The following is a 5,870-nucleotide window of genomic DNA, read 5'->3' as shown; positions in this document are numbered from 1 at the left end:
GCCCGCGGCGAGCCCTCCGAACCGGCGCCGTCGCTGCGCCGGCAGGTCGCGCGCGTGCTCGCGCATCCGCCGCTGGCGCTGCTGTTCGACCAGACCACGCTGAGCGCCGTCTCGCCGCAGCTGCCGCTCGCCGGCTACCGGGTGGCGGTGGTCGAGGACAACCCGGTCAACCAGCTCGTGGTCACGCAGTATCTGGAGCGGGCCGGGGCCGAGGTCTCGGTCCACGACCAGGGTGGCGAGCTGCTCGACTGGCTCGCGCAGCGTGCGAGCGGGGAGGGTCCGCAGCTGATCCTGATGGACGTGCAGATGCAGGGCATGGACGGCATCGAGGCGACGCGGCGGCTGCGCGCCGATGCGCGCTGGTGCGGGCTGCCGGTCGTGGCGCTGACCGCGCATGCCTTTGCCGACGAGATCGAGCGCTGCCTCGCGGCCGGCATGAACGCGCATCTGTCCAAGCCGATCGAGCCTTCGAAGCTGACCGAGGCGGTGCTGCACCACGCGCTGCCGCCCCCCGGCCGGCCGGTCGTAGCGGCGGCGGCCCCGGACGGCCCGCCCGTGTCGCCCGTGGTGCCGGACGCAGTGCTGCTCGGGCTGCGCAGCATCGACGGCGCGCGGCTGCACGAGCGCCTCGGCGACGGCGCGCGGGCCGCGCTCTGCGAACTGCTGGCCCGCGCCGGCGACGGCGAGAACGAGCTGCTGCGCCTGATCGTCGACAACCGGCGCGCCGAGCTGCAGCGCCGTGCGCATCAGCTCAAGGGCGTCGGCGGCGCGCTGTGCGCACACGCGCTCGCCGAGGCCGCCGCCGCCCTCGAAAAGCGGCTGCGCGCCGATGCCGAGGGCCACGAACCGCTGCCGGTCGTCGAGACCATCCGGCTCGCCGATGAATATGCGCGGGTGCTGGGAGAACTGCGCGAGGCCGGCTACACCCCCGCCGAGCTGCCGCCGGCGGCGGCCGGCATCGATTTCGTCCACGGACTCGCACGCCTGAAGGCGCTCTGCGCGGCCACCGATCTCGAAGCGCTGGCGCTGGCGCGCCGGCTCGGCGAGGCGCAGTCTGTCGGATGGTCGGCCGCCCGGCGCCGGGACTGGGCGGCGGCCGTCGCCGCGCTCGAGCGCTACGATTTCTCCGCTGCGGAAGCCGGTTTCGCCCGCTTCGTTCCTTCAACGCACGACACGGACCGTCAGGAAGAGCCTCCCCATGACTCGTCGTAACCGCCCACGCGCCGGCGTGCCGGAGCCAGGCTCCGGCGTCGCCTCGCGCGCCTCCCCCGAAGCGGACATTCCGGCACCGGCCGAAGCGCCGGCGGACGGGCCGCCGCTGCCCGGGGCCGCTGCTCCGTTCCTGCAGGAGATTCTTCCGTGCAGTCCGGCCGAGGCCGCGACCGAGACCGCAACCGAGGCCGCGACCCCCGCGGCCGGGCGCGAGCCGCCGGGCGATCTGTACGTGGTCGGCATCGGGGCCTCGGCCGGCGGTCTCGAAGCCCTGCGCCCGCTGATCGCCAACCTCGTGCCGAACGGCCGGCTGAGCTACCTGATCGCGCAGCACATGTCGACGCAGCACCGCAGCCTGCTGGTCGACCTGCTGGCGCGCGATGCGCAGGTGCTCGTGGTCGAGGCGACCGGCGGTGCCTGGCTGCGTCCGGACACGGTCTACGTGACACCGCCGGATCGCGACATCCTGGTTTCGAGCGGCCGCATCGTGCTGCGCCGCCCCGGCGCCGACATCGGCCCGCGGCCCTCGGTCGATGCGCTGCTGAACTCGCTCGCGACCGAATACGCCGAGCGCGCGATCGGCGTGATCCTCTCCGGCACCGGCTCCGACGGCGCGCACGGCTGCCGCGCGATCAAGGCGCGCGGCGGCTTCACGATCGTGCAGGAGCCGGGCAGCGCCAAGTACGACGCGATGCCGCGCGCCGCCCAGCGCGCCGATGCCGTCGATCTGGCGCTGCCGCCCGAGCTGATCGCCCGGCGCCTGCCCGAGCTGGTCGACGCGCCGGCCGGAGCGGTGGCGCTGCAATCGGCCGAGGAAGGCAGCGGGGCCGAGGGCGAGGAAAACGGCGCGCTGCGCGGCCTGCTCGAACGCGTGCTGCGCGCCACGCAGACCGACTTCACCGATTACAAGGAAGCGACGCTCGGGCGCCAGATCGGCCGGCGGCTCGCGGCGCTGCGTCTCGAATCCCTGAGCGCCTATCTCGATTACGTCGACCAGCGCCCCGAGGAACTCGGCGTGCTGCAGCGCAGCTTCCTGATCTCGGTGACCGAGTTCTTCCGCGATCCGGATGCCTTCCGCGCGCTCGAACGCGCGCTCGAACCGCTGATCGCCGGGCACGGCGGCCAGGGGCCGATCCGCGTCTGGGTGCCGGGCTGCGCGACCGGCGAGGAAGCCTATTCGCTGGCGATGCTGTTCGCGCAGCGCCTCGGCAGCCGCGCCGTCGGCAGCGTCAAGATCTTCGCGACCGACATCGACCCCTCGGCGACCGAGTTCGCGCGCCGCGGCATCTATCCGGAGCCGGCCGTGCAGGGGCTCGAACCGGAGCTGCGCGAGCGCTGGTTCCGCCAGGAAGGCCGGCACTACCTGATCAGCAAGACGATCCGCGACCTGTGCGTGTTCGCCCGCCAGGATCTGGTGCGCGACCCGCCGTTTCTGCGCATGGACCTGATCAGCTGCCGCAACCTGCTGATCTACCTGAAGCCGAACCTGCAGGAGCGGCTGCTGAACCAGTTCCACTACTCGCTGACGCCGGGGGGCTACCTGTTCCTCGGCAAGTCCGAGAACATCACGCAGAGCGGCCGGCTGTTCTCGACCGTCGACGGCCGCTACAAGCTGTTCCGGCGCAAGTCCGTGCTGACGCCGCGCCCGCTGATGATCGGCAGCGGCAACCTCGGCATCGGCCAGCCGGCCAGCACCGGCAACCGCAGCGTGCCCTCGCGCCAGGCGCGGCTGGAGGCGATGCGCGACGAGCTGCTCGATCGCTACGCGCCGCCGAGCATCCTGCTCGGCCCCGGGCTGGAGCCGATGCACTTCTGCGGCGATGCCCGGCGCTTCCTGCGCCTGCCGGACGGCCCGGCCGACTTCGGCCTGCTGTCGCTGCTGCTGCCGGAGATGCGCGGCGAGTTCCGCACGCTGCAGCACCGGCTGCAGTCCGCCGATGGCAGCGACCACGTCAGCGGCCACATGGTGCCGGTGCACACGACGCTCGGCTCCGAGTACGTGCGCATGCGCCTGAGCCGGCTGACCGTGCCCGAGGCCAGCGAGGACATGATGCTGCTCAGCATCGAGCCGATGCGCGCGACCGAGCCGCCGCCGGCGGCCGTCAGCACCGGGGCCGCGCCGGCCGGCAGCGATCACGACCACGCGGTGCTGACCGAGCGCCTGCGCGACGCCGAGAACGAACTCGGCGCGACGCGCGAGCACCTGCAGGCGGTCATCGAGGAACTCGAGACCTCGAACGAGGAGCTGCAGTCGCTGAACGAGGAACTGCAGGCCTCGACCGAGGAACTGCAGAGCTCGAACGAGGAACTCGAAACCACCAACGAGGAGCTGCAGGCCACCAACGAGGAGCTGACCACCGTCAACGACGAGCTGGAGGCGAAATCCGAGGAGCTGACGCAGGTCAACACCCAGCTCGTCAACATCCAGCAGTCGGTGGCGCTCGGCCTGATCGTCGTCGACGCCGACCTGCGCGTGATGCGCTACAACCCGCCGGCCGTGCGCGTGTTCGGCCTGATGAACGACGACCTCGGCCAGAGCCTGCTGGCCGTGCCGTCCTTCGTCGAGATCGGCGACCTGCGCCGCAAGCTGCTCGACGTGGTCGGCAGCGGCCGCACGCTGTCCGAGGAGCTGCGCCGCGAGGAAGCCACCTTCCTGATGCAGATCGCGCCGTATCGCGAGGACAGCGGCGTGATCTCCGGCGCCGTGATCACGCTGTCGGACATCACGCGCTTTCGTGAGCTGGAGCGCGCGCACGCCGAGGGCGACCAGCGCCTGCGCCTGATCGCCGACGCGCTGCAGGACGCCATCTGGCTGGCGACCCCGGGCTTCACGCGCATGCTCTACGTCAGCCGCGGCTACTTCTCGCTGTGGGAACGCACGCCCGAATCGCTGTACGCCGATCCGCATTCCTTCCTCGATGCCGTGCATTTCGAGGATCGCGCGCGCGTGCGCCGCCAGCTGCTGGAAACCGATCCGCCGGCCACCGACCTGACCTACCGGCTGCTGGTGCCCGGCGCCGGCCAGCGCTGGGTGCGCCAGTGCACGTCGCTGGTGCGCTGCGAAGAAAGCGGCCCGGCGCTGTATCTGGCCACCAGCGTGCGCGACGTGACCGCGGCCGCCGCCGAGCGCGAGCGGCTGCAGCACAGCGAAATGAACCTGCGCACGGCCATCGACCTGCTGCCGATCGCCGCGCTGCTGCGCGACGCCGAGGGCCGCGTGGTGGTCGCAAGCGGCGCGCTGTCGGCGCTGCTCGGCTACCGGCCGGAGGCGCTGGTCGGCCATCCGCTCGGCGACGTGCTGTGCGCCGAGGACGCCGAGGGCGAGCGCGCGCGCTATCTGGCCGCGCGTGCCGCCGGCGAGCGCAGCTACACGCAGGCCGTGGACTGGCGGCGCGCCGACGGCACGACGGTGCCGGGGCGCCTGAGCGTGCGCTTCGCGGCCTCCAGCGACGAGGTCGGTGATCTGAGCCTGGCGCTGGCGCTGCTCGACGAGCTGCCGTTCGGCTGATGCGGTGCGGAGGCGATGACGATCCGGCGCTGATGCCGGACCCGGCCGCGGTGCGGCTGTGCGGCTTCCCGCCACTCGTCGGCGAGCGGCCGCGCGTGCTGGTGCTCGGCTCGATGCCGGGCGCGGCCTCGCTCGCCGCCCTCGAGTACTACGGCCATCCGCGCAACGCCTTCTGGCCGATCATGGGCGAGCTGTTCGGCGCCGGTCCGGCGCTGCCCTATGCCGAGCGCACGGCGCGGCTGGGCGCCGCCGGCGTGGCGCTCTGGGACGTGCTCGCCGCCTGCCGCCGCCCCGGCAGCCTCGACAGCGCGATCGAGCCGGATTCGATCGAACTCAACGACATTCCGGGCCTGCTCGCCGCGCAGCCCGGCATCCGTCACGTGTTCTGCAACGGCACGGCCGCCGCGACGCTGTTGCGCCGGCACGTGCTCGGCCGCCTGCCGCGGGCGCTGCCGTGGACGCGGCTGCCATCGACCAGTCCGGCGCACGCCGGGCGCAGCCTGGCCGACAAGCTCGCCGCGTGGCGGGTGCTGGCCGACACCCTGGCCGTGGACTAGCGCCCGGCCGCGGCATCGGCCGCGAGCGCGTCGAGTTCCTCCGCTGCGAAGCCGCCGGCCAGCCGCGCCTCGACGTTGTACGGCGGGAACACCGCGGTGCGGTGCTCGGCGAGCAGCCGGCGGAAGGTCGAGCGCGGCTCCAGCCCGCGCTCGGCGCAAAGATGCGCGTACCAGCGCGAACCAATGGCGACGTGGCCGACCTCCTCGGCGAGGATGACTTCGAGCACGGCGACGGTTTCGGCATCGCCGGCCTGACGCAGGCGTTCGATCATGCCCGGCGTCACGTCGAGGCCGCGCGCCTCCAGCACGCGCGGCACCAGCGCCATGCGCAGCAGCGGATCGTGCGCGGTGCGCCGCGCGGCATCCCAGAGCCCGTCGTGCGCCGGCAGCTCGCCGTAGGCCGAATCCATGGCCTGCAGCCGGGCCGTCAGCAGTTCGAAATGCCGGGCTTCCTCGGCGGCGACGCGCAGCCAGTCGCCGTAGAAGTCATCGGGCAGGCCGCGGAAGCGCTGCACGGCATCGAGCGCGAGGTTGATGGCGTTGAACTCGATGTGCGCGACCGCGTGCACCAGCGCCACGCGACCGGCCGGCGT

General features: G+C 72.9%; 4 protein-coding genes. 3 read left to right on the top strand and 1 reads right to left on the bottom strand.

Annotated features, from left to right (window positions below):
- The 3 genes from PKE44_RS13865 to PKE44_RS13855 all read left to right on the top strand — a co-directional run.
- A partial coding sequence (locus tag PKE44_RS13865; RefSeq protein WP_324552192.1) for a response regulator occupies positions 1-1,212 on the top strand: 1,212 nt, incomplete at its 5' end.
- Complete coding sequence (locus PKE44_RS13860; protein WP_324552190.1) at positions 1,199-4,720, top strand: CheR family methyltransferase; 3,522 nt, start codon at positions 1,199-1,201, stop codon at positions 4,718-4,720. The genes PKE44_RS13865 and PKE44_RS13860, both read left to right, overlap by 14 nt.
- Positions 4,721-4,752: 32 nt before the next feature.
- Positions 4,753-5,277: a DNA-deoxyinosine glycosylase gene (locus PKE44_RS13855; protein ID WP_324552188.1), complete on the top strand. Its 525-nt coding sequence runs from the start codon at positions 4,753-4,755 to the stop codon at positions 5,275-5,277.
- Here PKE44_RS13855 and PKE44_RS13850 read toward each other — a convergent pair.
- Positions 5,274-5,870, bottom strand: a 597-nt coding sequence (locus PKE44_RS13850; RefSeq protein WP_324552186.1) for a ferritin-like domain-containing protein, incomplete at its 5' end; no start/stop codon positions are given. The two genes, PKE44_RS13855 and PKE44_RS13850, sit on opposite strands and share 4 nt — an antisense overlap.

The organism is Plasticicumulans sp. (genome assembly GCF_035331805.1).
Classification (GTDB): domain Bacteria; phylum Pseudomonadota; class Gammaproteobacteria; order Competibacterales; family Competibacteraceae; genus Plasticicumulans.
Note: the sequence above shows the minus strand (reverse complement) of the source record. Positions and strands in the feature narration are given on the sequence as shown.

Excerpts from the sequence above, each read along its gene's own strand:
- PKE44_RS13860 (WP_324552190.1), top strand. The coding sequence starts at position 1,199 with ATGACTCGTCGTAACCGCCCACGCGCCGGCGTGCCGGAGCCAGGCTCC.
- PKE44_RS13855 (WP_324552188.1), top strand. The coding sequence starts at position 4,753 with ATGCCGGACCCGGCCGCGGTGCGGCTGTGCGGCTTCCCGCCACTCGTC.